The sequence below is a fragment of the Marinomonas flavescens genome (assembly GCF_004352835.1).
Lineage (GTDB): Bacteria > Pseudomonadota > Gammaproteobacteria > Pseudomonadales > Marinomonadaceae > Marinomonas > Marinomonas flavescens.
Genome location: NZ_SJSB01000007.1, coordinates 73,289 through 97,349, shown reverse-complemented (window position 1 = coordinate 97,349; position 24,061 = coordinate 73,289). Strand labels below are relative to the sequence as shown.

Here is a 24,061-nt window from a genome sequence, read left to right as displayed (position 1 = left end):
TTAGAAAGCACTTTCGATGACGGTATTTTTTCCGCGTTTTTGCAAAGCATAAAGCAGCGCTAAGACACAGAAAGCAAAGGCGACCATAATTAAAGAAAGAAAATGAGCCTGGCCATATTCCAGCGCTTCAACATGATCGTATATTTGTACCGATAACACGCGCGTTTCACCTTGAATATTCCCCCCTATCATTAATACCACACCGAACTCTCCTACAGTGTGAGCAAACCCTAGTATTGCCGCGCTTAGATAGCCGGGTTTAGCCAGTGGTAAAGCCACATAAACAAACCTATTCCATGGCGAAGCACGTAGTGTGGCCGCCACTTCTAGAGGGCGATTGCCCATGGCGGCAAACGAATTTTGAATGGGCTGCACGACAAAAGGCAAAGAGTAAATCATTGAGGCGACAACAAGTCCTTTAAAGCTAAAAGGTAAAGGGGACATGCCTAATTCATTAAGCAGTGAGCCTAACGTTCCGTCAGGGCCTAAAAAAATGAGTAAGTAAAACCCTAGCACTGTTGGTGGTAATACTAAAGGCATGGCAACAATGGCATTAATAGGCGCTTTTAACCAAGACTGGGTTCTTGCTAACCACCAAGCAATGGGTGTGCTGATAATGAGTAACAAGCAGGTTACTAAAGCAGACAGCTTGAGTGTTAACCAAATTGCCGTTATGTCTCCAGGGCTCAGTGACATATAGGAAAAGCCTTATTTAATGGATGTTTGGTAGCCAAAGCTGGCAATTTTTTTCTGAATATCAGGGCGCATTAAAAACGCTAGAAAAGCAGTAGCCATTTTCTTTTGCTTTGATTTTTTTATGACTACAGCGGACTGCTTAATATCAGCATGAAAAGAGCTGGGTACTGTCCAAAAGCTGCCTTTTATGTCACCAGACAGTACTTGAGATAATGCCACAAAGCCTACATCGGCATTTTTAGTGTAAACGAATTGATAGGTCTGCCCAATGTTTTCACCTTGTACTAATTTATTTTTTAGTGGTGACCAAAGGTTTAATTTTTTAAGTGTTTCTTCTGCCGCCTTGCCGTAAGGCGCTAATTTTGGATTGGCGATGGCTATTTTACGCGCATTTTTTAACACGTTCGTTATAGGCTCTACGGACTTTAGTTTGGCAGACCAGAGCGCAAGCGTACCTTTTGCGTAAACAGTTTGGCTTTCTTTTAATGCTAGGCCCATTTGAATGAGTTTGTTGGGCTTTGCTTGATCCGCAGAAAGAAAGACATCAAATGGAGCTCCGTGTTGAATCTGAGCATAAAACTTGCCGGATGAGCCAAAAGACAGCTGAATTTTTTGCCCTGTTTCTTTTTCAAACAAAGGGGCGAGCTTTTGCATTGGCGACGTGAAGTTGGAGGCGACAGCAATACGTAGAGGCTCTGCAAAAATGATCCCAGAGCAAAACATGAAAAAACTGATAGTGGCTATTTTTATGAATGAATAAAGGGGTATTCTTTCTCGTTTTCTTAAATCAAAAAACATCATAATTCACTCTCAGAATTAAAATAAATATAGGTTGATGTTAAATTGGATATTTCTTTCAAACATATCTTAATCTGTTCTGGAAAGAGTAAACCGAAGATGATAATGAGATGTCTTATTCTTGGCTAAAGAAGAGCATTATCCCTATTGGTAGTGCAGTTGTCGTGTTACTTTACTGGGATATGACTTGAGAATAAGGCGTTTTTACGCATAAACCAAACTGCGGCACGTTTCGTTATCATCGCTCAATAAGTAAGCGTATTTGTGAGCAATGTGTTTGTCATAGGCGAGCCCGTCGACACGAATGCAAAATGGACAATGATGCTATGAATACCGTTTCATTGTGTTTTCTAAGTACAATTATCGCGTGCTGATATTCAGAAGCCACAAGGATAAGTGTTTACTCATTTTCTCAATATGATCATTTGTGTTGTGGCTTTACGTCACCCTAAGCAACCGCGCTATTGGATTCGATATTTTCCGCTATAAGCAAATAAAAATCGCCTTCTTCAAGACCAATTGTGGCACGTTTTAATGTTTTTCCCTGACAAGGTCCAGCGATGCACTGACCATCTGATGGGGTGAAAAGAGCACCATGATGGCGGCATTTTAAATAATCGCCATCGTCATCAAAAAAGCGTTCTGAATCACTGCTTAAAGAGCGTTTTTGGTGAGGGCAGCGATTTTCATAAGCAAGCAAAGTACCTTGCTGTTTCACGATGACAAAATCAGCGTGTTTAGCTTGGAAATGTAACGAGTTGCCTTCGGTCAAATATTTCGCGTTTGGAATAAGATGTTTATAAAACACAGGATCACCACACTTTTTAGACAAAGAATTAACTGGATTTAATGACGCTAACTTTTCCAGTGAGCCAGTTTGAATTTTGTAGATCTTTCAAATGAACACTTCTTCACAGGTAGAGCCATTTAATAGTCTTTTATCACCATTTTTTATTTTCATGTACTCAGTGTTTCTTTCACCCTAGTAATAGGGAAGACTGAAAATGTCAGATTACCATAGGACTTGTCAATATAAAGCCGCCTAATCGCTTGTTTTTTGTCGATCTAAGAGAGAAAAAATATTAGTTTTTGAATGATCGTTGCTAGGTACTGATAAGCTCCTTATACTTGCTTAATGGCTAATAAAACACCTTCTAAATCTCCGCGTAAGTCTATGACTTCAAAAACGAAAAAAACATCAAAAAGCAAACCTAAACGTTCCTTTTTTGGTAAATTTTGGCGCTTTATTTTCAAGTGGGGATTGATCCTCGCTTTGCTAGCAAGCTTACCTTTTGTAGGCTGGGTTTGGTGGCTTGATCAAAAAGTAACTTCTCGCTTTGAAGGGCAGAAATGGCAAGTGCCCTCAGAAGTATACAGTGCGCCTATTTATCTTAAAAATGGCGCACCTTGGAAAAAAGAAGACCTTGAAACCCTGCTTAAAGAAACCGGCTATCGATTCGGTCGTAATAGCCAGAAAGTAGGTTGGGCCGCTCGTAGCCAAACTAAGGTAAGCGCTAACTTACGCTCTTATGTTGATTATTCAGGTTATCACCCTAGTGAACGACGTATTTTTTCCTTTGAAGATGGCAAGCTTGCGATTCACTCTTTGAATGGTGACTCGGTTGAAGAGGCCAGCATTGAGCCGCAACGTATTGGTTTTCTTTATGGCGGTAATACTGAGCGTCGTGAAATCCTTTCCTATGACGATATTCCTAAACCTCTTATTGAGATTTTAACCACAGTCGAAGACAGAGATTTCTATTCTCACTGGGGAATTTCGCCTACCGGTATTGCGCGCGCGGCGTGGGTCAATTTCACCCACGGATCTCGTCGCCAAGGAGGTTCGACGTTAACGCAGCAGCTTGTTAAGAATATGTTTTTGAGCTCGGAACGGACCTATACTCGCAAGTTAACCGAAGTCGTGATGAGTTTACTGTTGGAATACCATTATTCAAAATCGGCCATTATTACCGCTTATATGAATGAGGTGTATCTGGCTCAAGTTGGTAATGAAGGGCTTCATGGTTTTGCGGCAGCGAGTCAGCATTTCTTTGGTCGCCCTTTGAAAGAGCTGAATATTGATGAGTTAGCGCTGTTAGTAGGTATGGTTAAAGGACCGTCCATTTATAATCCAGAGCGCCATCCTAAGCGCGCATTGTCACGCCGTAATACGGTGTTAGCTATTTTGAAGGATCAAGGGCGTCTTACTCAAGGCGATTATAATGTCTTGAAAAAACAGCCCATTCGCCTTGCTGATAAACATAAAGAACGTTCTGTTTATGGTGATTATCTTGACCTAGTTTCCATGCAGCTTTCTCGTGATTTTGATCAAAAGACACTGGCCACTAAAAATTTACGTATTTACACCGGTGTTGATATCAGAGCGCAACAGGCCGCCAGCGAAGCGATGCGCCGTCAAGTATTAGCCATTAGTCGTAGTCGCCACCTAAAAGGGCTTCAAGGTGCTATGGTAGTCACCGATCGAATTAACGGGCAAGTACGAGCAATTGTTGGCTCGAGTGATAAGTATTATTCGGGGTTTAACCGAGCGCTTGGTGCTGTTCGTCCAATTGGTTCTTTGGTTAAACCTCCTCTTTATATGTCTGCTTTGGCTACTGGAAAATATACGTGGTGGTCGAAGATTGATGATAAAGCCCTAAGATTTGATATTGCTGGAAAGATTTGGGCACCAGAAAACTATGATCGTAAAACCCATGGTATGGTCCATCTGTATGAAGCGATGGCGAGGTCTTATAACTTAGCGACCTTAAACCTAGCGCAACAGGTAGGGTTTGACCGAGTGGGAGATACTTTACGTCAATTAGGTGTTAAACGACCTTTTACTATGCATCCTGCGATGGCATTAGGGGCGTTAGAATTGTCTCCTTTTGAAGTCGCTAGAATGTATCAACCTATTGCTTCTCAAGGGAAAAGCAGTGAGTTGGGAGTGGTTCTGGCGGTTATGGATCAAAAAAATAGGCTTCTGAAACGTTTTGATCTATCAACTCGTGTTCCTTTTACTGATGCACTATTAGCCGTCACCTTAGATGGTATGACTAAAGTGCCGGAAATGGGCACCGCAAGAGCGGCTCAGCGTCGTTTTCCAGATCTTAAGTTCGCTGCGAAAACAGGAACGACTAATGACCTACGCGATAGCTGGTTTGAGGGTATTACAGGGGATTATGCGAGTACAGTTTGGCTCGGTTTAGATGACAATAAGCCAATGAATATAACTGGTGCGACGGGGGCTCAGAAGGTGTGGATAGATTTTACCGCGCACACTAATCCTCGTTCGTTACCAGAAGCTTTGCCAACAGGTGCAGCGCGTTATAATGTCTTAAAAGACGAATTTGAAATCGCCGCAGATCGTTGTGACGACAAAGAGTCATTGGCGTTCGTTCTAGGAACGCAACCAACGTCTTCATCGTCTTGTCTATGGCCATTTTAATGTTGATAAATTAATGATGTTTTGTCTTTATAGAAAAAAGCGTTACTTTTACAGGTTAAACTTCGTAGGCGATTGTTTCCTAAAGCGTGTCTTATGTTGTTGTATGTTTTAAGGAGCTCTCGCTTTATGTGGCTACAGAAAACGGTACTTTTTTGTTTAATGAATAGTGTTTTTTTCAGTGGTTTTTCCTTCGCATCTGAAATAAATGAAGAACCGGGTGGTGAATGTTCTTCACTGACCGCCACAGGCAATCCTGAATATCCCCCTTTTCTTTGGCGCGGCAATAACAAAGATGACCAGCTCCTTGGTGCTAATAAAATCATTATTGATGAGTTGAGTCGTCGCATTAATATCCCAATCACTTTGAAAAGCGTAGGGCCTTGGTCTAAGGCCTTATCAGCAGTGAAAAACGGGCGAGTTGATATGATAGCTGGCGCCTTTTACACCAATAGTCGGGCGAGCTATATGGACTATTTTTATCCTGTTATGCTGCATACAACGAGTGTCGTTTGGCAGCGTAAGGGAGAAACCTTTCCTTTTCACTCTAAGAAAGATTTACAAGGGAAATGGGGAGTGACTGTTATAAGTAATAGCTTTGGGCAGGCTTTTGACAGTTATGCACGGCAAGATTTGAATATCTTGTCTGTTGCTAGTTTGTCTAATGCTTTTCAAATGCTGATGGCAGACAGTGTGGATTATGTTCTCTATGAAAAAAATCCAGGCATTGCCTATGTCACTATGCTTGGTTTACAAAAGCAAATCACTTACGAATCCCCTTCAATAAGCAGTGAAGGCTTGTATCTGACTTTGTCAAAAGCATCATCTTGTAATACGGTAGCTGTTAAACAAAAAATCGCTATGGCATTGAGTCAGATGCACAAACAAGGTATCGCCGAAAAAGCATTGTTTGATGGCATTAAAGAATGGCGTGCATTTCAGACGACAGACATAGCTTTACTCAAGAAATAAATATCGAGCTAATGTTCTTTTTCGCTCGATATTTTTTATTTCTTCACTGTTTATTGTATTAAATTTCGGTACAGTTGAGCCCATTCTTCCGTGGTTTTCTCCCAACTAAAATCATAACTCATTGCATTTTTCTGTTTCTGTTGCCATGCATTAATATCATCAAAGCAAGCTAAGCAGCGCTCCATTGCCTCGTAAAGAGAGTTCGCGTCAGCGTGATCAAAAACAAAACCATTATGCAAATCGCCTTGCTCAAATACGGTATCTGCTAAGCCACCTGTTCTTCTTACTAGCGGCAAAGTGCCATATTTAAGAGCGTAAAGTTGAGTTAAACCACAGGGCTCAAATCGAGATGGAATGAGTAGGGAGTCAATGCCTGCTTGTAAGCGATGGGAGTAAGCTTCATCGTACCCGATTCTGATGGCCACTTGATGTGGGTATTGACGTTGGAGTTCGTTATAAGCCTCTTCTAACGCTTTATCTCCGGAGCCTAATACAATTAGCCTAACGCCTTTTTCTAACATGCTTGGAATGGCACTTAGAATCAGGTCCAAACCTTTTTGTTCGGTTAAGCGACTAACAACGCCAAAAACAAGTTTGGTCGGATCTTCTGACAAACCGTTTTCTTTTAGCAGTGCGAGTTTATTATCAAGTTTTTTCTCGATAGAATCGATGGAATAGTTTTGTTTGATTAATGGATCTTTTTCAGGCGACCATAACTCATAATCTACACCATTTAAGATGCCGTGGAGTTTATATCTCATGGCTCTTAGTGTGCCATCTAGCCCGTCACCATACTCACTGGTAAGAATTTCTTTGGCGTAAGTTGGGCTTACTGTCGTAATTGAGTCTGCATATACCAACCCCGCCTTTAATCCAGAAAAGCGGCCATAGAACTCAATGCCATGAATATCAAGCAATTCTCCTGACAATCTCATGTCAGGAAATTGATTCATATCAAAACTGCCGTTATAACGTAAATTATGTACGGTAGTGACAATAGGGATGTGATTCATTTTCCAGCTCTCAAGATAGGCTGCTGCAAAGCCAGTTTGCCAATCATTAAGGTGGAGTACATCGGCTTGCCAGCCTAGTAAGTTCCCGTGTTGAGCGAGCATTGCAATAGCCCAAGAAAAAGCCCCAAATCGTATATGGTTATCGGGGTAGTCGACACCATTTTGGTCTACATAAGGTCCACCATCACGTTCAAACAGTGTTTGACATTGCACTAAGAAAATAGGAATGTCGTCTTCTGTGGTACGTGTTTCGAGCAGGATTAAGTCGCCAACACCAAATGGATCTCCCAAGTTGGTGCTGTTATGAATAGGTTCGACTTTTTCTAATATTCCTTTGTAGGCAGGCATGATAAGTTTTACATCATGTCCTTTTGCTCTCAGAGCGGCGGGCAAAGCACCAGCCACGTCAGCAAGTCCACCTGTTTTGATTAGCGGGTATATTTCGGATGCGGCAAAAAGGATTCTCATCATCTTGTTATCTTATTGATTCAGCATGGTAAGGATAGTATACCTAAAAATAATTCGGTGTAGCGTTAGCAGATAACTAATAAGGGTAAATTATGGATTTAAATACCGCTTGTATGAAAACCCTGTCAATCATCTTGGCTGGCGGAAGGGGCTCAAGATTGAAGCAGTTAACGGACAACCGTTCCAAACCTGCTGTCCCCATTGCTGGGAAGTATAAAATTGTCGACTTTCCTCTCTCTAATTGTATCAACTCAGGCATGCGTCGTATTGCTGTCTTGACTCAGTATCGTTCTCATACTTTAAACCAGCATATCCAACGAGGCTGGAACTTCTTACGTTCTGATTTTAATGAATTTATTGAACTTTGGCCGGCTCAGCAACAAACAGGCGGTAATTGGTATCAAGGTACTGCGGATGCGGTGTATCAAAATTTAACGATGATCGACGGTTTAGAAAGTGAATATGTTCTTGTGTTAGCTGGGGATCATGTTTACAAACAAGATTATAGCATCATGCTTAAAGAGCATATTGAGAGCGGTGCGGACGTCACTGTTGCCTGCATCGAAGTGCCTATTCATGAAGCGGATCAATTTGGCATTATGCATATTGATGAACAGGACAATATTATTGCTTTTGAAGAGAAGCCTTCGGCACCGCCCACCATGCCAGGTAATCCAAACGTTTCTCTTGCTAGTATGGGGATCTACATTTTCAGCACCAAGTTTCTTTGCAAGCATTTAAGGTCTGATGCAATTGATTCCGCATCAAGCCATGATTTTGGGAAGGATCTTATTCCTCTCTTTGTTGGGCATAGCAAGATTAAAGCGCATCATTTTTCAAATAGTGTTGTGCAGAATGTAAGCTATCCAAACAAGCCTTATTGGCGTGATGTAGGAACCTTGACTGCTTATTGGGAATCCAATATGGATTTGACTAAATTGGTCCCTGAGCTGGATCTTTATGATGAAGATTGGCCTATTCGTACAGCCCAATATCAGCGCCCTGCGGCGAAGTTTAATTACAATTATGAAGAGCGTATTGGTACGGCGTTAAACTCAGTTGTATCAGCTGGTTGTATTGTGTCAGGTTCTACTGTCGAACAATCTATTCTATTTAATAATGTGCGAGTAAATTCTTATTCACATGTGAATAAATCGGTTATTTTGCCACGTTGTGATATCGGCCGTCATTGTCGCCTCAATCGTGTCGTGGTTGATTCCGACTGTCAAATTCCTGAAGGAACGGTTATCGGTGAAGATGCGGTAGCAGATGCTTCACGTTTTTATCGTAATTCTGACGGAATCACTTTAGTCACTCAGGATATGATTGAAGCATTATCTAAAGGATAGCGTTTCATTTTACTTGATGAGCTTAATTTAAGCCGCCTTTGAAGCGGCTTTTTTTTGTCAAATGAATGGTTAAATAAGAACAATTAAGTGATCACCTGCGCTTTAGACCTTGAAAATTCGTTTTTTGGTCGCATTTTCTAAAGAGTTCTAGGTTATCCCCGCATGCTGTGGATAACCCTATTAGTGACTGTGTGATAACTTTCGTTAACCTAGTAATGGCGCCACTTTGAGCTAAGGTGTTCATTTCTTCTTCATATGCTCACAAGTTATCCACTTATTGCTATTTTGAGTATAAAAACTTTTAGATTTGATAAAGGAATTTTCATGTTTACTGGCATTGTCCAAGGTGTGGCATCGGTTAAGTCATCTGAAACGGTAGGTCGTAATAAACGTCTCAACATTCTCTTTCCTGTTGGCTCTATGCAGAATCAACAGCTAGGTGCCAGTGTTGCAATCAATGGGGTCTGTCTCACGGTATCTGCATTGGCTCATGATGTACTGACGTTTGATGTTATTGATACTACATTGGCATTAACCAATATTGGCTTATTGGGTGCAGGCGATTCTGTTAATTTTGAGCGTGCTGCAAAAGTGGGTGATGAAATAGGTGGTCATCTTATGTCAGGCCATATAATGACGTCAGTGACAGTATCCCGTATAGAGCAGGTTGCTGAAAGTGTTCACATTCGTTTTACAACGGATCGTCAGCAAGAAGTCGATGCAAGACGTTATTTGTTTGATAAGGGTTATGTTGGTTTAAATGGCTCTAGTTTAACCATTAGCAATGTAGGAGACGATTGGATCGAAGTGTCGTTGATTCCAGAAACATTGCGCTTGACGACGTTTGGTCAACTGTCCGTGGGTGATAAAGTGAATTTGGAAGTTGATACACATACTCAAGCAACCGTTGATACGGTTGAGCGAATTTTAAAGGAACGTGGTGTGGTGTTGCCTTAGTCATGTAACTCATGGGGAATTTAATATACGCGTTAGACTATCTAATATGGGTTGTTTTATCGCGGTAACAGAAAGTAGTCATACTTTTAAATAAATGGAGTAGTTGGTTGATTTTCGGTAGAATGCTCGCCAATTTCTATTCTGAGAATCTGTTGATAAATCATTCGGTATGGGCTTTTAGCGAGCCTGTTGCGAGCATAGCTGGTTATGACCAGTAAAAAAAACTGCTGGAACCGTCGATTATGAACCGTTATCCAACCAAATGTCGCTTTTAAAGTGTGAGTAAATAGTGTCTTCAAATAATCTCAAGCACATACGAAATTTTAGTATTATCGCCCATATCGACCATGGTAAATCGACCTTGGCAGATCGCTTTATTCAAACCTGTGAAGGCTTGAGTGAACGTGAAATGTCAGCTCAAGTTCTTGATTCTATGGATATAGAGCGTGAACGTGGCATCACGATCAAGGCTCAGAGTGTTACCTTGGACTATCATGCGAAAGATGGCAAAACCTACCAGCTTAACTTTATCGATACACCGGGACACGTTGACTTTTCGTATGAAGTGTCACGCTCTTTAGCCGCGTGTGAAGGGGCTTTATTGGTGGTTGATGCGGCACAAGGTGTAGAAGCTCAGTCGGTTGCTAACTGTTATACCGCGATAGAGCAAGGCCTTGAAGTTATGCCTGTGCTTAATAAAATTGATTTGCCTCAAGCCGAGCCAGAACGGGTTTGTGAAGAAATAGAAGAGATTATTGGCATTGATGCGGTTGATGCGGTGACGTGTTCCGCTAAAACAGGTGTTGGTATCGATGACGTTCTTGAGCGTCTTGTCGCCACTATTCCACCACCAGAGGGAGATGTTGACGCGCCTCTTCAAGCGTTGATTATTGACTCTTGGTTCGATAATTACCTCGGTGTTGTTTCCCTTGTTCGTATTAAAGAAGGGACTCTGCGTAAAAAAGACAAAATTTTCATTAAATCTACCAAACAAGCTCACCTTGTTGATATGGCAGGTATTTTTACTCCTAAGCGTAAAGAAACAGGGGTGCTAAAAGCCGGTGAAGTAGGTTATGTCGTAGCAGGCATTAAAGATATTCATGGTGCACCAGTGGGTGACACGATAACGCATTCAACAACCCCCAATGTTCCTCAACTTGCAGGTTTCAAAAAAGTAAAACCGCAAGTTTATGCAGGATTGTTCCCCGTTAGTTCTGATGATTATGAGGATTTTCGAGTCGCGTTGGATAAATTAACGCTAAACGATGCATCATTATTTTTTGAACCTGAAAGCTCCGATGCGTTGGGTTTTGGGTTTCGTTGTGGCTTCCTCGGTATGCTGCACATGGAAATTATCCAAGAGCGTTTAGAGCGTGAGTACGATCTAGATTTGATTACAACGGCACCGACAGTGGTGTTTGAAGTTGAATTGAATAATGGTGAAGTACTCCATGTGGATAGTCCTTCCAAAATGCCTGATCCAGGTACTATTAAGGAAATGCGCGAGCCGATTGTCGAAGCGAATATTCTTGTTCCTCAAGAGTTTTTGGGCAACGTGATTACCTTATGTATTGAAAAACGTGGCATTCAAAAAGACATGTTATATGTAGGTAAGCAAGTTCAATTGCGCTATGAATTGCCAATGAATGAAGTGGTAATGGATTTCTTTGATAAATTGAAATCTTGCAGTCGTGGTTTTGCTTCTCTAGATTATAGTTTTTCCCATTTTAGCCCGGCGCCATTGGTTCGTTTGGATGTCCTTATTAATGGTGAGCGCGTTGATGCATTAGCTCTCATTATGCATAAAGATAACGTCCAATATAAAGGCCGCGCTCTGTGTGAAAAAATGAAAGAACTGATTCCTCGTCAAATGTTTGATGTGGCAATACAAGGGGCTGTTGGTGCGAAAGTTATTTCTCGTACTACGGTCAAAGCATTGCGTAAAAACGTAATTGCTAAGTGTTATGGCGGTGATGTAAGTCGTAAGAAAAAATTGTTACAGAAACAGAAAGACGGTAAAAAACGCATGAAACAGGTTGGTAATGTCGAAGTGCCACAGTCTGCGTTTCTTGCTGTATTACAAATCGATAGCTAATTGTCACGACATTAGACTTGGCGTGTTATGCACGCTTTTATGGAGACAGATGTATGGGTTTTGATTTCGAGTTAATATTAACCATTGCTTTTTTAGTAACTGGCGCCTTTTGGCTGTTTGACCGTATTGTGTTTTTGCCAAAACGTAAGGCAATATTGGCCGAAATGCCACCAGAAGTACGTACTGCTTTGAACAAAAATGATGCGCAATTATTGGCGAATACACCAAAGTATGTGGCTGAGGTTAAATCCTATTTTGTCATTATTGCGGTTATCTTCTTTTTGCGTTCTTTTGTTGTTGAGCCGTTTCAGATTCCATCTGGCTCTATGCTGCCAACGTTAAAAATTGGCGATTTCATTTTGGTGAATAAGTTTGACTACGGCATTCGTTTGCCCGTGCTTAATACAAAAATCATCGAAACGACAGAGCCGAAACGTGGTGATGTAGTGGTATTTAAATACCCTCGTGATCCTAGTCTAAACTATATTAAGCGTTTGGTTGGCCTACCAGGTGATGTGGTGAGCTATCATAATAAAATCTTAACCATTAACGGCAAACAGGTTAGTAAGGATTTACTGGCAGAACTACCAACATCTTTAAATCCAAATCAAGAGCCTGTTCGTGTTTTTAATGAAGATTTAGGTGGTAAAAAGCACGAAATTTATAACAATTATTATCCGAACCCTCTTGAGGGTGATTGGATTGTGCCGAAAGGTCATTATTTTGTTATGGGTGATAATCGAGATAATAGTGCAGACAGCCGAGTATGGGGCTTTGTACCAGAAGCAAATCTAAAAGGTCGTGCTTTTTATGTATGGCTTCATTGGAATAAGTTTTTGAGTATTCCAAGTTTTAAATATAATGGTTTGATTGAATAAGTATTTTGGAGAAATTTTGAGTGCACTGTATCAGAAGTTGTGTCGGCGTATAGGTTACTTTTTCGCTGACCTTGGACTGCTTGAATTAGCGCTAACACACCGCAGTTTTGCGGGTAAAAATAATGAACGTCTAGAATTTCTAGGCGATTCTATTCTTAATTATGTGATCGCGGAAGACTTGTTCCATCGGTTCCCTAAAGCAAAAGAGGGAGAGTTAAGCCGACTTAGGGCGTCTTTAGTAAAGGGCGATACCTTAGCTGAATTGGCACGTGAGTTTCAGTTAGGTGATTACCTTAAACTGGGTGCCGGTGAGTTGAAAAGCGGTGGATTTCGTCGAGACTCTATTTTAGAAGACGCGGTTGAAGGCATCATTGGTGGTATGTATTTGGATGCCGGCATGGATGTTTGTCGTGAACACATATTAGCTTGGTATAAAGAACGTTTAGATGCTACGTCATTAAAAATTGTGACTAAAGATGCAAAAACACGTTTACAAGAGTTTCTTCAGGCTAGAAAACACGCACTTCCTATCTATGATGTTGTGCAAATTGTTGGCGAGCCACATGATCAAACCTTCTTTGTGCATTGTCAGATAGAATTATCTGATAAGCCAATCGAAGGCAAAGGTAATAGTCGTCGAATTGCAGAACAAAATGCGGCGGCTAAAGCCCTTAAACAATTGGAAAAGAAATAATGTCTGATGTTGAAATAACTCACTGTGGCTATGTTGCTATAGTAGGACGCCCAAATGTTGGTAAATCAACATTGTTGAACCATATTTTAGGACAAAAGCTTTCGATTACTTCTCGTAAGCCTCAGACAACGCGTGATCAAATTTTAGGCGTAAAAACAGAAGGGCATCTTCAAGCTATTTATGTTGATACGCCTGGGTTACATATAGGTGAAACAAAAGCGATTAACCGCTTTATGAATAAAACCGCATCAGCCGCTTTGAAAGATGTGGATGTGATTTTATTTGTTGTGGACGCTGATCGCTGGACAGAAGAAGATGAGTCGGTTTTACAAAAAGTAAAACACGCTCGTTGTCCTGTTGTTTTAGTGGCCAACAAGGTTGACCAAATTGAAAATAAAGATGACATCTTGCCGCGTTTAGCGAATTTGTCAGAGCGAATGAATTTTGCGCAAATAGTGCCAATTTCTGCATTACGTAATAAAAATTTAGATCGTCTTGAGCGTTTAGTAGAAAGTTATCTTCCTGAAGGCACCGCGTTCTATCCTGAAGACCAAATTACTAACCGTAGTTCTCGATTTTTAGCCGCTGAAATTGTGCGTGAAAAAATCACCCGTCAATTGGGCCAAGAAGTTCCTTATGAAGTGGCTGTGCAGATTGAAGAATTTGTGTATGAAGAGACGGCTATTCATATAAGCGCGCTGATTTTGGTTGAGCGAAATGGCCAAAAGCGCATCATTATTGGTGAGCGTGGTGATAAAATAAAATTGATAGGTAAAGAAGCGCGTATTGATATGGAGAATTTATTTCAGCATAAAGTTATGTTGAATCTTTGGATCAAAGTGCGTTCTGGCTGGTCTGACGATGAACGTGCATTGGCTAGTTTAGGCTATCAAGAAGAGTAATTTGGTTATCAAAAAAGGCTAAACAGCATGCGTGTTAGTGCCTATGTCATTCATACTCGTCCTTTTCAAGATGGCAAAATCCTTGTGGATTTGCTAACACTTGAGCAAGGATTATTGCGAGGAGTGTGGCGCTTACCTAAAAAAGAGGCTCGGGTAATACCTGGGCCTTTTTTGTGTTTTGAAATTGAGTGTGTGGGCCGTGGTGAGCTGAAAACCATTAAAAGTATGGAGTCTGTTCAAGCTGGCTTTTATCTAGATGGAGTACCTCTTTATGCCGCTTTGTATATTCATGAGATTTTAGAGCGCTTATTGCCGCTTAATTTACCGCTTCCTGAGGTCTATGAACTTTATCAATGGCTAATTAGTAGTTTGCATGCAGGTGTCGCTATTGCCCCTATCTTAAGGCGCTTCGAAGTAGGGTTGTTTGCAGAGCTAGGTGTTTCTATAAACATGGCGTCAACGAGTCGTGGAGAGCCGCTAGATGCAAAGCAAGTGTATCAATTTCATCAGAAATTTGGTCTAAGGCCTTATTTTGGTGAGTTGCCTAAACAGGCACCTCTGCTGTATGTCGAAGGGAAAGTGGCACTTGATTACTACGCAGGGGCGTGGACCAATAAGCATGTGTTGAGTTTGGCTAAAACGTTGCATCGCTCTTGGTTAGATGGCTTGTTAAATGGTAAGCCTGTCAGTGCCAGACGATTACTTCCTAAGCAAGAATTTCAAGGTGAACGGTTGAACGGAGTGCCTATTTTTCGAAGCGTATTTTAGTTTGTCGTCTTTAGTGGTTATTGTTTGAAAATGATAAAGATTATTTATTCTGAGGAGCTATTTTGATTATTGGTATTGGTACGGATTTAGTTGATGTGGCCCGAATTTCTGATTCTATTGCCAAGCTGGGTGAGCGTTTTATTGATCGTATTCTTACATCAAATGAAAAAGAACAATGGGCGAAAATAACGAATGAGCAGAAGCGCAATTCTTTTGTTGCTAAGCGGTTTGCGGCCAAAGAAGCGGCGGTGAAAGCTCTAGGGACAGGTATAGGGAATGGCATTAGCTTTCAACATTTTCAAATTAGTAACCTACCGTCAGGTCAACCAATACTTAGTGTTGATGAAAAAATTGAATCTCGTTTTAATATGCCAATCTCATGGCATTTAAGTCTGACAGATGAAAAGGCCTATGCTCAAGCGTTTGTTATTCTTGAGGCCAAGCAATAAGGTTGCGAATATTGAGTAGCGCATCAATACTTTCTAAGAAGTCTTCTAAAACGCCGTCAGTATCTTCCATTCCTAATTCCTTCAGGTGTGTTTCTAAAAAGCCTGCATGGCGCGTTAATTCCGTAGTGCCTGTGTATTTCGATGCGCCGTTGATTCGATGTACGATATGAATCATTTTTTCGATATCTTGGTTCTCAAAATGGTGTCGAAGGAGTTTCTTTTCGTTTTCTAACGAGTCGGCTAGCATGTCAAACATTTCTTTAGCAATGTCGCTTTTTTGATCTACGATATAAAGTGCTTTTTTTAAGTCAAATGCGCTGAGAATCTGGGCATCTAGGTGCTCTTTAATACCTTCTTTCTTTAGGCACCAGGTTTCGATGGTGTTGAGAAGAATATTTTCATCAACTGGCTTTGTTAAGTAAGCATTCATGCCAGATGCTAGTATTTTATCTTGTTCTGAGCCAAGCGCGTGAGCGGTTAATGCCACTATCGGTATGTCTTTATAGGCTTCAAGTTCGCGTAAATGTTGTGTGGTTTCCAAGCCATCCATTTCGGGCATTTGAATGTCCATTAGGATGAGGTCAAACTGTTCTTCTTGTGCCATCTCAATGGCTTTTTTACCGCTATAAGCTAAGAAAACATCCAGTCCGTTAGGCGTTAACCAATGAGTTAATAGCTGTAAATTAACGGGCGTGTCGTCTACCGCAAGTATTTTTAATCCCGTTAATTTAGTGAGCGCTACCGCTTGTTTCTCAATGGCTAAGGTATCGCTTATCTGCTCAATCGGAACTAACGTATTGGGTGGTTGGATATTTTTAAGAGCATTGAATAAGTGCTTATGGCAGATCGGTTTGAGCAGTACTTCGTTGGCAAATGCTTTAAGTGCTGGGTAATGGTTTATTTGTCCAGGTGGTTGAATCATCAAAATACACGGGATGTTGAATTGCTTAATGGCATATGACGCTAACTCTTGAGCTTCATTGGTACTCTGGTCGTTTGGAATGACATTAATGAGAATAGCATCCACATTGAGATGGTGTTTATTAAGTTTTGAAATGACTTGTTCTACCCCTGAACAGGGGGCGTTTTCTACGCCAATTTCATGAAAGTAGTGACTTAGATAGTTTCGATAAGTGCTGCTAGGCTCTAAAAATAGAATGTGTTTTCCAAGATTTTCTTGTATGGGCTGGGGCTTGGTTGAGCGTTTTAATTTTAAGGTAAAGTAAAAGGTTGAGCCTATATCTGCTGTGCTGCTAATGCCGATATTACCGCCCATTTGCTCTACTAGTTTTTTAGTAATTACAAGCCCTAGTCCTGTGCCAGCAACTCTACGAGTTGTGCTGGTATCAACTTGTGAGAAGGGTTTAAATAATTTGCTTATTTTATCCTCAGGAATACCGATGCCAGTATCAATTACTTGAAAAGATAGGGTGATCTGATCCTCGATTTGATTGGATAATATGACTTTGGTATTGATCGATCCTTTATTGGTAAACTTCAGCGCATTGCTAATTAGGTTGGTGAGTACTTGGCGAATACGGATGCTATCACCCACCATAATTTGTGGCACGTCAGGAGAGAAGTCTGTTACTAGGTCTATCTGTTTGTCGGAGGTTAATAGGTTTGCGCTTAGGGTTTGATAAACATCATCGACTAGCTCCCTAATGTTGACTTGGCTGTGATCAAGGCTAAGTTTTCCCGCTTCAATTTTTGAGAAATCTAAAATATCACCAATAATGGCCAATAGATTGTTAGTGGATTGTTCTATGGTATCCACATAGATTTTGTTCTGGCTGTCTTTGATGTTCTTTTGGAGGATTTTTGTATAGCCCAAGATGGCATTAAGTGGCGTTCTGACTTCATGACTAATGTTCGCGAGAAATTGAGATTTAAGTCGACTGGATTCCATTACTTCTTTGTTTGCAATGTATAGCTGAGCGCTTTTTTCTTCCATGCTATCCATATTTCTGCGCATGTCTTCAGTGGATTGTTCGATACCAGCGGTGAGTTCTTCTTGGTGGTTTTCGAGTCGTTCAGCCAGCTCTAATACGTTTTTTTGTATCTCTGAATAGTGGGTTGGTAGCTTGATGGATTTGGCTGAAGGATACTGGCTTTTTGTGAGTTTTTTGAGTGCCAATGAAAGTTTTTCTATTGGTTGAGTGAAAGATATTGCAACACGCCAAGCAATTAATGCGATTAATGCGTTAAAAATAGCCAACAGAAAAACAAGTAAAAAGAACAGCTGGTATTTTGCAATATCTAATTGATAGGTACTTGTCTCTACTTTGATCCAACCAATAATATGACGCTGAGTTTGTGAGTTAAAGGTATCGGGTTGCGTCGTGAATGTACTGTCTATAGGGGGTGGGGTATGGTAAATCGGTCGTACATTAGCAAGAAAGTCATTTGATTTTTTTATGTAAGCAACGGAGGGAAGCTGTGGTATTGGTATATATGCGGAAGGACCAATTTCTGAAATGATTTTTTTATCGCTGTTGAAAATAGTGATATTGTGGATGTTGTCGTAACTTAACGCATTTTCTAGAAGTTGCGTCATCAGTTTTTTGTTTGAAATTATGATGGCGTATTCACTGGTAACGGCGAGCTGGTTGGTAATGCTAAGGGCTTTTTTATCCATTTGTGTGTTTAAGTCATTCACTCTATAAGCAAATATAAATACACAGGATAATAATGAAATGATAAATATAGGGGCAAACAACATCCAAAAAAGCCGATGGCTAGGTGGGATGTTGGTTGGAAATCTGAGGTGCTTCACTTTATATCGCACCTAAGGTTTGTTTTAGTAACAAGCCAAATTACCCTTGTTTTTACGTCGATCACACTCGCGTTGGTAGTTCTCGCAAGCCAACACTTTGGTTTTGGATGGATTTTTAATGTACTTGCATTCGCGCCATTTACTTCTTAGCTCATTGTCTGGTATGTCGGCCGCAGGGCTTGCGAACATATCGCATCCACCGATGAATATTAGGGAGACTAAGGTGCCTATATATAAGGTGCTGCGCATAGCATTTTCTCCAAAACGTGAATTCTCAACTAAGTTTATAACGAATTCTTATTTTATTCTTTAGTTATAGTGTTTTTAAATATACCTAAATGTTAAGTTTGATTTCCTACGTTATTAATGTCAATGAAGTTTTTATGAGCCAATATCCAACGATAGAGTCCATTATAGGACAAACCCCATTAGTGCGCTTACAGCGTATCAATCCTAATGCCAGCAACACGATTTTGCTGAAGCTAGAAGGGCAGAATCCCGCAGGCTCGGTAAAAGATCGTCCTGCGTTAAACATGATAGTGCAAGCAGAGTTGCGCGGTGAAATCCAGCCAGGAGATAGTCTGATTGAGGCTACCAGTGGCAATACGGGGATTGCATTGGCGATGACTGCAGCCATTAAAGGCTACAAAATGCACCTTATTATGGCAGATAACATGAGCCAAGAGCGTAAGTCAGCAATGACGGCTTATGGTGCAGAACTGCATTTAGTAACCAAAGAAGAGGGCATAGAGCGTGCTCGTGATCTGGCTATGGAAATGCAGGCTCAAGGTCTTGGGAAGGTACTTAATCAATTTGGCAACCAAGACAATCCTAATGCGCATTATGTGAGCACTGGACCTGAAATTTGGCAACAAACTCAAGGCACAGTGACGCACTTTGTGAGCTCAATGGGGACCACAGGTACTATCATGGGCGTGTCGCATTATTTAAAAGAGCAAAATCCAGAGATTGAGATTGTTGGTTTACAGCCACAAGAAGGCTCAAGTATTCCTGGTATACGCCGTTGGCCGAAAGAATATCTCCCTGCTATTTTCGATGAAACGCGTGTCGATACTGTGATGGATGTGGGTCAAGACGATGCAGAAACAACAATGCGCCGTTTGGCGACACAAGAAGGTATTTTTTGTGGTGTGTCTTCGGGTGGCTCGGTTTTTGCCGCGCTAGAGTTGTCAAAAACAGTCAATAATGCGGTAATTGTGGCGATTGTTTGTGATCGAGGTGATCGCTACCTTTCAACTGGTGTGTTTAATCCCGCGTAAATTTGTTGTCTTTGATATGGGGTGATAAATAGTAGGGATCGATAAATAGATGCGCTAGAATAGCAATATTTATTGAATCCCATTCTAAGTAGAGAGTCTCCATTGAGAAGAAGAACACCGTCACGCCGCTCGCCTAAGACGCATTCCCTAGGACCTGTTCAATCATATCAGGTGGATGCTTTAACCAATGAAGCAAAAGGCGTTGCTCGCCTTGCTGGAAAAGTAACATTCATCGACGGTGCTTTGCCTGGTGAAATAGTAGAAGCGCAGGTTTTTAAAGAGGGACGCCGATTCGATGAGGCTAATTTAGTTCAAATTACTCAGCCTAGCCCTTATCGAGTAACTCCCGAATGTGTCCACTTTTCTAAATGTGGCGGATGTAGCTTTCAGCATCTTGCTGAGCCACAACAATTTGAAGCTAAAAAAAATTGGCTAGAAGGGCAATTACGTAATGTAGCGTCAAAGGTGAATATTGAATATTTAGCCGATGCTCCTACGAAATATCGTCGTCGTGCAAGAATTTCCATTCAGTCTCATAAAGAGAGCTTTCAGATGGGATTCAGAGGGAAGGCTTCTAAGAATATTATTCAAATTGATCAATGTATTGTTCTCACTGAAAAGCTCCAGATGGTTTACGCAGAGTTAAAAGTTTCTCTGGCAGGCAGCTCATTAGTCCATCAGCTAGGGCATATCGAGTTGTTAGAAGACGCCAAAGGCGCATCTGTGGTGTTTCGTTTAACTGACGTGATTTCAGATGACCTGAAGGCGCATTGGCAAGTATGGGCTGGCGAACAAGATATTGCGCTTTATTGGCAGCAACCAGGTGAATCTAAAGCCGCGGTTGAAGGTGGCGCATTACGACACTATGAATTGGATGGATTAACCTTTAATTATCATCCTCAAGATTTTATTCAAGTCAACGAGATGATGAATCAGAAAATGGTTGCTCAAGCGATGGCATGGCTAGAGCCTAATGACAATGATGTTGTCTTAGATTTGTTCTGTGGTGTTGGTAATTTCTCTTTGCCGTTAGCAAAGCGAGCTAAGCAGGTTGTAGGGATTGAAGTACAAGAAAATATGGTTGAAGCTGGCCGGAAAAATGCTCAGCTAAATCAATTAGACAATATTACATTCTTAGCCGCAGATTTAACCCAGTCAGATTCGGTGAATTTGTCAAAAATAGATGTCACAAAAGTACTACTTGATCCACCTCGTGCGGGGGCTCTAGAGTTCCTAGATAGCATAGTTAAGATCAAACCAATGCAAATATTGTATGTTTCTTGCAGTGCTTCTACTTTAGCGCGGGATGCTGAGTATTTGGTTGCGAAAGGATATAAAGTATTGCGAGTTAGTTTGATGGAGATGTTTCCTCAAACGTCTCATGTAGAGACAATGATGTTGCTGCAAAAAAAGAAGTAAATTGAAGGGCAAGTAAATGGTAACAGTCAGAAAAGACCATCCTATTTTAGAAGATGGTACAGTTGATATTAACCGTTGGATGGAGCAGTTTGCTGATAAAGTAGATGAAAGCGCCAAAATTCCTTTGCGCATGGCTTGTGAACTTGCTCGACAGGCAGAACTCCAATCCCCTCGACATTCTTATTGGGGGCCGCAAGCGAGTACTTTCCGCGCCGGCCTTGAGATGGTTGAGATATTATCAGGTTTTCGAGCAGATCAAGACTCTCTTTTAGCTGCAGCATTATATCGTGTCGTGCGCGAAGATCAGTTGCCACTTTCTCGTGTTGTCGATATGTTTGGTCGCAAAGTCGCTTCGTTGATCGAAGGGGTTATTCGCATGGGTGAGGTGTCAAAAAACCTCACCGCTGACACCGCCACAGAAGTCTTAGGCAGCAGTGAAAATCAATTAGAATCGCTGCGAAAAATGTTAGTTTCTATCATAGATGATGTGCGAGTTGTCTTGATTAAGCTTGCTGAGCGCGCCTGTGCCATTAAGGAAGCTAAGCACCAAGATGAAGCGAGGCGCGTTGCTGTTGCCCTAGAAGTGCAAAGTGTTTATGCCCCGCTTGCTCATCGCCTAGGCATTGGTCACATTAAATGGGAGCTAGAGGACCTTTCTTTCCGTTACCTTTACCCTTCTGATTACAAGCGCATTGCCACTTGGTTGGATGAAAAACGTTTAGATCGTCAGCAGTATATTGAAGACGTGATTAATATTCTCAGGGCGCGTCTTGAGAATATTAATATTCACGCAGATCTAATGGGCCGAGCCAAGCACATCTACAGTATTTGGCGCAAAATGAAGCGCAAAAATATTGGTTTTGATGAGGTTTACGACGTTCGTGCTGTGCGTATTTTGGTTGATGAAACCATGGAATGTTATGGTGTTCTTGGGGTCGTTCATAACCTATGGCGACCGATTCCTCAAGAATTTGACGACTATATTAGTAACCCTAAAACCAATGGTTATCAGTCTTTACATACGGCCGTGATTGGACCTCAAGGTAGGGCGCTTGAAATACAGATTCGTACTCACAAAATGCATGAGGATGCTGAGTTGGGGGTATGTGCTCACTGGAAATATAAAGGCACAGATCTGAGTTCAAACAGTACTAGTTATGAAGAAAAACTACAGTGGCTGAGAACTATTTTGGACTTCCATGAGGTTCAAGGTGATCTGGAGTCGCTATCAGAGCAAGTCCGTAGCGACATTGAACAAGATCGTATTTATGTGTTTACACCAGATGGTCATGTGGTCGATCTGCCTGTCAATGCGACACCGATCGATTTTGCTTACCGTGTTCATACCGAAATAGGCCACCGTTGTCGCGGCGCTAAAGTGAACGGAAAAATCATCTCTCTTGTAACCCATTTAAAAACGGGAGATAAGGTCGAGATTCTTACTTCGAACGAAGGAAGACCCAGCCGTGATTGGCTACATCCTACTTTTGGTTATGTGCAAACAAACCGAGCCCGTGCAAAAATTCAAAATTGGTTTCGAAAAGAAGATCGTGAGAAAAATTTAGATGCCGGTAAGAGCCTTCTAGATAAGCAATTTAAAAAATTAGGCATTGAAGAAAATAAAGTTGATTTATTAAAGCTCTCGGCGAAGTTTAATTTCTCTACCACGGATGAGGTTTATGTTGCTTTGGGCGCAGGAGATATTCAGTTATCTCGTGTGCTTCACGCAATTGATGATTTATATGGGCTAGATGGAAAAGCGCCAACGCTTCGCCCTATTCGTCTTAAAAAGAGTCGTCATAAATCATCAGATAATGATATTCATATACTCGGAGTAGGCAAACTTCTGACGCAAATGGCGAAATGTTGCTCACCTATTCCCGGCGACAGTATTGTTGGTTACATCACTCAAGGGCGTGGAGTCTCGATTCATAAGGAAGACTGTATCAATGTTGTCCAAATGAGCTTAGATGAGCCTGAACGTATGGTGGAAGTGAGCTGGGGAGAAGAGCTGGATAATCTTTATCCTGTTAATATTCAGGTGGAAGCTTATGACCGGACAGGCTTGCTTAATGACATTACCAGCTTATTAGCCAATGAGAAGGTTAATTTATTGTCGATGAATACTTTATCTACACAAGACAGCCATACTGCGGTCATTCGATTTACGATTGAGGTAGGTGAGTTGGGCGTGTTGAGTAAGTTATTGCATCGTATAGATCAATTGCCAAATGTGTTAAACGTATTTAGAGAAAAAGACTTTTGAAGCCGCCAATCGATCAACTGCTGACCTTGATGGCTTGCCTTAGGGATAGTCAGAAAGGTTGCCCTTGGGATCAACGGCAAACGGTGAACACCATAGCGCCCTATACCTTAGAAGAAACTTATGAGGTGCTCGATGCTATTGAACGAGGCGATCACGAGCACTTAAAAGAAGAGCTTGGAGATCTACTTTTTCAAATTGTTTTTTATGCGCAAATAGAGCGAGAAGAAGGGCGTTTTGACTTTGATGATATTGTTAGCGGGATTGTTGAAAAAATGTTGCGCAGACACCCGCACGTCTTTCCAGATGGTTGTTTAACAAGCTTTGGGCAATCTTCTCCTTTTACTGAGCAGGAGTTAGCGGGTCAGTGGCAAAAAATCAAAGCACAGGAAAAAGCACATCAAAAGCAACAAAGCTTACTGGATGATGTGCCTGTTTCTATGCCTGCTATGATGCAAGCGGATAAATTGCAGAAAAAAGCGGCGAAAGTGGGTTTTGATTGGGATAATACAGCGCCGGTTTTCGATAAGATTCGTGAAGAATTAGACGAATTAGAATCCGCAATGAAAGAGATGGATCAAGATCATATAGAGGCGGAGATGGGTGACATCTTGTTTGCTATGAGTAATTTGGCTCGTCATGTCAAGGTATCGCCAGATATTGCGCTTAATCGAACAAATGTTAAATTCCGCCGTCGGTTTGCTCGTATTGAAGCGTTGCTGTCAGAGCAAAACAAAGAAATATCACACTGTTCCTTAGAGGAACTGGATCAATATTGGGTACAAGCAAAGCGCGAAGGGTTATAGCAATCTCGGTTACTAAAACATAATAATTATAGA

At 41.3% G+C, this 24,061-nt stretch carries 20 protein-coding genes; 14 read left to right on the top strand and 6 right to left on the bottom strand.

Annotated features, from left to right (window positions below):
• The 3 genes from modB to E0D70_RS09080 form a co-directional block, all read right to left on the bottom strand.
• Positions 1-696, bottom strand: a complete 696-nt coding sequence (gene modB / locus E0D70_RS09090; protein ID WP_133011962.1) for a molybdate ABC transporter permease subunit — start codon at positions 694-696, stop codon at positions 1-3.
• Between the two features lie 12 nt (positions 697-708).
• A complete protein-coding gene (modA, locus tag E0D70_RS09085; RefSeq protein WP_207923237.1) occupies positions 709-1,497 on the bottom strand; it encodes a molybdate ABC transporter substrate-binding protein in 789 nt (262 codons plus the stop codon).
• A gap of 445 nt (positions 1,498-1,942) precedes the next feature.
• Positions 1,943-2,302: a Rieske (2Fe-2S) protein gene (locus E0D70_RS09080; protein WP_133011961.1), complete on the bottom strand. Its 360-nt coding sequence runs from the start codon at positions 2,300-2,302 to the stop codon at positions 1,943-1,945.
• Positions 2,303-2,668: 366 nt separating this feature from the next.
• On the opposite strand from E0D70_RS09080, the gene E0D70_RS09075 reads away from it, so the two are divergent.
• Both E0D70_RS09075 and E0D70_RS09070 read left to right on the top strand, forming a co-directional pair.
• Positions 2,669-4,942 carry a transglycosylase domain-containing protein gene (locus E0D70_RS09075; RefSeq protein WP_240537053.1) on the top strand — a complete coding sequence of 758 codons (2,274 nt, stop codon included), beginning with the start codon at positions 2,669-2,671 and terminating at the stop codon, positions 4,940-4,942.
• A gap of 126 nt (positions 4,943-5,068) precedes the next feature.
• Complete coding sequence (locus E0D70_RS09070; RefSeq protein ID WP_133011959.1) at positions 5,069-5,911, top strand: substrate-binding periplasmic protein; 843 nt, start codon at positions 5,069-5,071, stop codon at positions 5,909-5,911.
• 50 nt (positions 5,912-5,961) lie between these two features.
• Here the strand turns inward: E0D70_RS09070 and glgA are convergent, their stop codons facing one another.
• Positions 5,962-7,395 (bottom strand): glycogen synthase GlgA, encoded by a 1,434-nt coding sequence (glgA, locus tag E0D70_RS09065; RefSeq protein ID WP_240537052.1) that lies wholly within the window; start codon positions 7,393-7,395, stop codon positions 5,962-5,964.
• 89 nt (positions 7,396-7,484) lie between these two features.
• On the opposite strand from glgA, the gene glgC reads away from it, so the two are divergent.
• The 8 genes from glgC (at position 7,485) to acpS (ending at position 15,484) form a co-directional block, all read left to right on the top strand.
• Positions 7,485-8,741, top strand: a complete 1,257-nt coding sequence (gene glgC, locus E0D70_RS09060; RefSeq protein ID WP_133011958.1) for a glucose-1-phosphate adenylyltransferase — start codon at positions 7,485-7,487, stop codon at positions 8,739-8,741.
• A 324-nt stretch (positions 8,742-9,065) separates the two neighbouring features.
• Entirely contained in the window at positions 9,066-9,698 is a 633-nt protein-coding gene (locus E0D70_RS09055) for a riboflavin synthase subunit alpha (protein ID WP_133011957.1), read from the top strand.
• A 289-nt stretch (positions 9,699-9,987) separates the two neighbouring features.
• Positions 9,988-11,793: a translation elongation factor 4 gene (lepA, locus tag E0D70_RS09050; RefSeq protein WP_133011956.1), complete on the top strand. Its 1,806-nt coding sequence runs from the start codon at positions 9,988-9,990 to the stop codon at positions 11,791-11,793.
• A gap of 53 nt (positions 11,794-11,846) precedes the next feature.
• Positions 11,847-12,671, top strand: coding sequence for a signal peptidase I (lepB, locus tag E0D70_RS09045; RefSeq protein ID WP_133011955.1), 825 nt, complete (start codon positions 11,847-11,849; stop codon positions 12,669-12,671).
• Positions 12,672-12,687: 16 nt separating this feature from the next.
• Positions 12,688-13,365 carry a ribonuclease III gene (gene rnc, locus E0D70_RS09040; RefSeq protein WP_133011954.1) on the top strand — a complete coding sequence of 226 codons (678 nt, stop codon included), beginning with the start codon at positions 12,688-12,690 and terminating at the stop codon, positions 13,363-13,365.
• Positions 13,365-14,267 (top strand): GTPase Era, encoded by a 903-nt coding sequence (era, locus tag E0D70_RS09035; protein WP_133011953.1) that lies wholly within the window; start codon positions 13,365-13,367, stop codon positions 14,265-14,267. Before rnc ends, era begins: the two co-directional genes overlap by 1 nt.
• A 27-nt stretch (positions 14,268-14,294) precedes the next feature.
• Positions 14,295-15,035, top strand: coding sequence for a DNA repair protein RecO (gene recO, locus E0D70_RS09030; RefSeq protein WP_133011952.1), 741 nt, complete (start codon positions 14,295-14,297; stop codon positions 15,033-15,035).
• A 62-nt stretch (positions 15,036-15,097) separates the two neighbouring features.
• Positions 15,098-15,484, top strand: coding sequence for a holo-ACP synthase (acpS, locus tag E0D70_RS09025; protein WP_133011951.1), 387 nt, complete (start codon positions 15,098-15,100; stop codon positions 15,482-15,484).
• On the opposite strand, the gene E0D70_RS09020 is transcribed toward acpS, so the two are convergent.
• Together E0D70_RS09020 and E0D70_RS09015 are read right to left on the bottom strand one after the other, a co-directional pair.
• On the bottom strand, positions 15,462-18,260 hold the full coding sequence (locus E0D70_RS09020; protein WP_133011950.1) for a response regulator: 2,799 nt from the start codon (positions 18,258-18,260) through the stop codon (positions 15,462-15,464). The two genes, acpS and E0D70_RS09020, sit on opposite strands and share 23 nt — an antisense overlap.
• 24 nt (positions 18,261-18,284) lie before the next feature.
• A complete protein-coding gene (locus E0D70_RS09015; RefSeq protein WP_133011949.1) occupies positions 18,285-18,509 on the bottom strand; it encodes a hypothetical protein in 225 nt (74 codons plus the stop codon).
• 134 nt (positions 18,510-18,643) lie between these two features.
• Here E0D70_RS09015 and cysM point away from each other — a divergent pair, with 134 nt between their 5' ends.
• The 4 genes from cysM to mazG all read left to right on the top strand — a co-directional run bounded on the left by cysM (position 18,644) and on the right by mazG (position 24,028).
• Positions 18,644-19,540: a cysteine synthase CysM gene (gene cysM, locus E0D70_RS09010; RefSeq protein ID WP_133011948.1), complete on the top strand. Its 897-nt coding sequence runs from the start codon at positions 18,644-18,646 to the stop codon at positions 19,538-19,540.
• A gap of 102 nt (positions 19,541-19,642) precedes the next feature.
• The gene (gene rlmD, locus E0D70_RS09005) at positions 19,643-20,959 is read left to right on the top strand and encodes a 23S rRNA (uracil(1939)-C(5))-methyltransferase RlmD (protein ID WP_133011947.1); all 1,317 of its coding nucleotides are present in this window, start codon (positions 19,643-19,645) and stop codon (positions 20,957-20,959) included.
• A gap of 16 nt (positions 20,960-20,975) precedes the next feature.
• Entirely contained in the window at positions 20,976-23,225 is a 2,250-nt protein-coding gene (relA, locus tag E0D70_RS09000) for a GTP diphosphokinase (RefSeq protein ID WP_133011946.1), read from the top strand.
• A complete protein-coding gene (gene mazG / locus E0D70_RS08995; protein WP_133011945.1) occupies positions 23,222-24,028 on the top strand; it encodes a nucleoside triphosphate pyrophosphohydrolase in 807 nt (268 codons plus the stop codon). The genes relA and mazG overlap by 4 nt, the downstream gene beginning before the upstream one ends.
• Positions 24,029-24,061: the final 33 nt, after the last annotated feature.

Bases quoted from the DNA above. Each gene is read 5' to 3' on its own strand.
- glgC (WP_133011958.1), top strand. From the start codon at position 7,485: ATGGATTTAAATACCGCTTGTATGAAAACCCTGTCAATCATCTTGGCT.
- modB (WP_133011962.1), bottom strand. From the start codon at position 696: ATGTCACTGAGCCCTGGAGACATAACGGCAATTTGGTTAACACTCAAG.
- recO (WP_133011952.1), top strand. From the start codon at position 14,295: ATGCGTGTTAGTGCCTATGTCATTCATACTCGTCCTTTTCAAGATGGC.
- relA (WP_133011946.1), top strand. From the start codon at position 20,976: ATGGTAACAGTCAGAAAAGACCATCCTATTTTAGAAGATGGTACAGTT.
- lepB (WP_133011955.1), top strand. From the start codon at position 11,847: ATGGGTTTTGATTTCGAGTTAATATTAACCATTGCTTTTTTAGTAACT.
- E0D70_RS09075 (WP_240537053.1), top strand. From the start codon at position 2,669: ATGACTTCAAAAACGAAAAAAACATCAAAAAGCAAACCTAAACGTTCC.
- modA (WP_207923237.1), bottom strand. From the start codon at position 1,497: ATGATGTTTTTTGATTTAAGAAAACGAGAAAGAATACCCCTTTATTCA.
- glgA (WP_240537052.1), bottom strand. From the start codon at position 7,395: ATGATGAGAATCCTTTTTGCCGCATCCGAAATATACCCGCTAATCAAA.
- cysM (WP_133011948.1), top strand. From the start codon at position 18,644: ATGAGCCAATATCCAACGATAGAGTCCATTATAGGACAAACCCCATTA.
- era (WP_133011953.1), top strand. From the start codon at position 13,365: ATGTCTGATGTTGAAATAACTCACTGTGGCTATGTTGCTATAGTAGGA.
- E0D70_RS09055 (WP_133011957.1), top strand. From the start codon at position 9,066: ATGTTTACTGGCATTGTCCAAGGTGTGGCATCGGTTAAGTCATCTGAA.
- E0D70_RS09070 (WP_133011959.1), top strand. From the start codon at position 5,069: ATGTGGCTACAGAAAACGGTACTTTTTTGTTTAATGAATAGTGTTTTT.
- E0D70_RS09015 (WP_133011949.1), bottom strand. From the start codon at position 18,509: ATGCGCAGCACCTTATATATAGGCACCTTAGTCTCCCTAATATTCATC.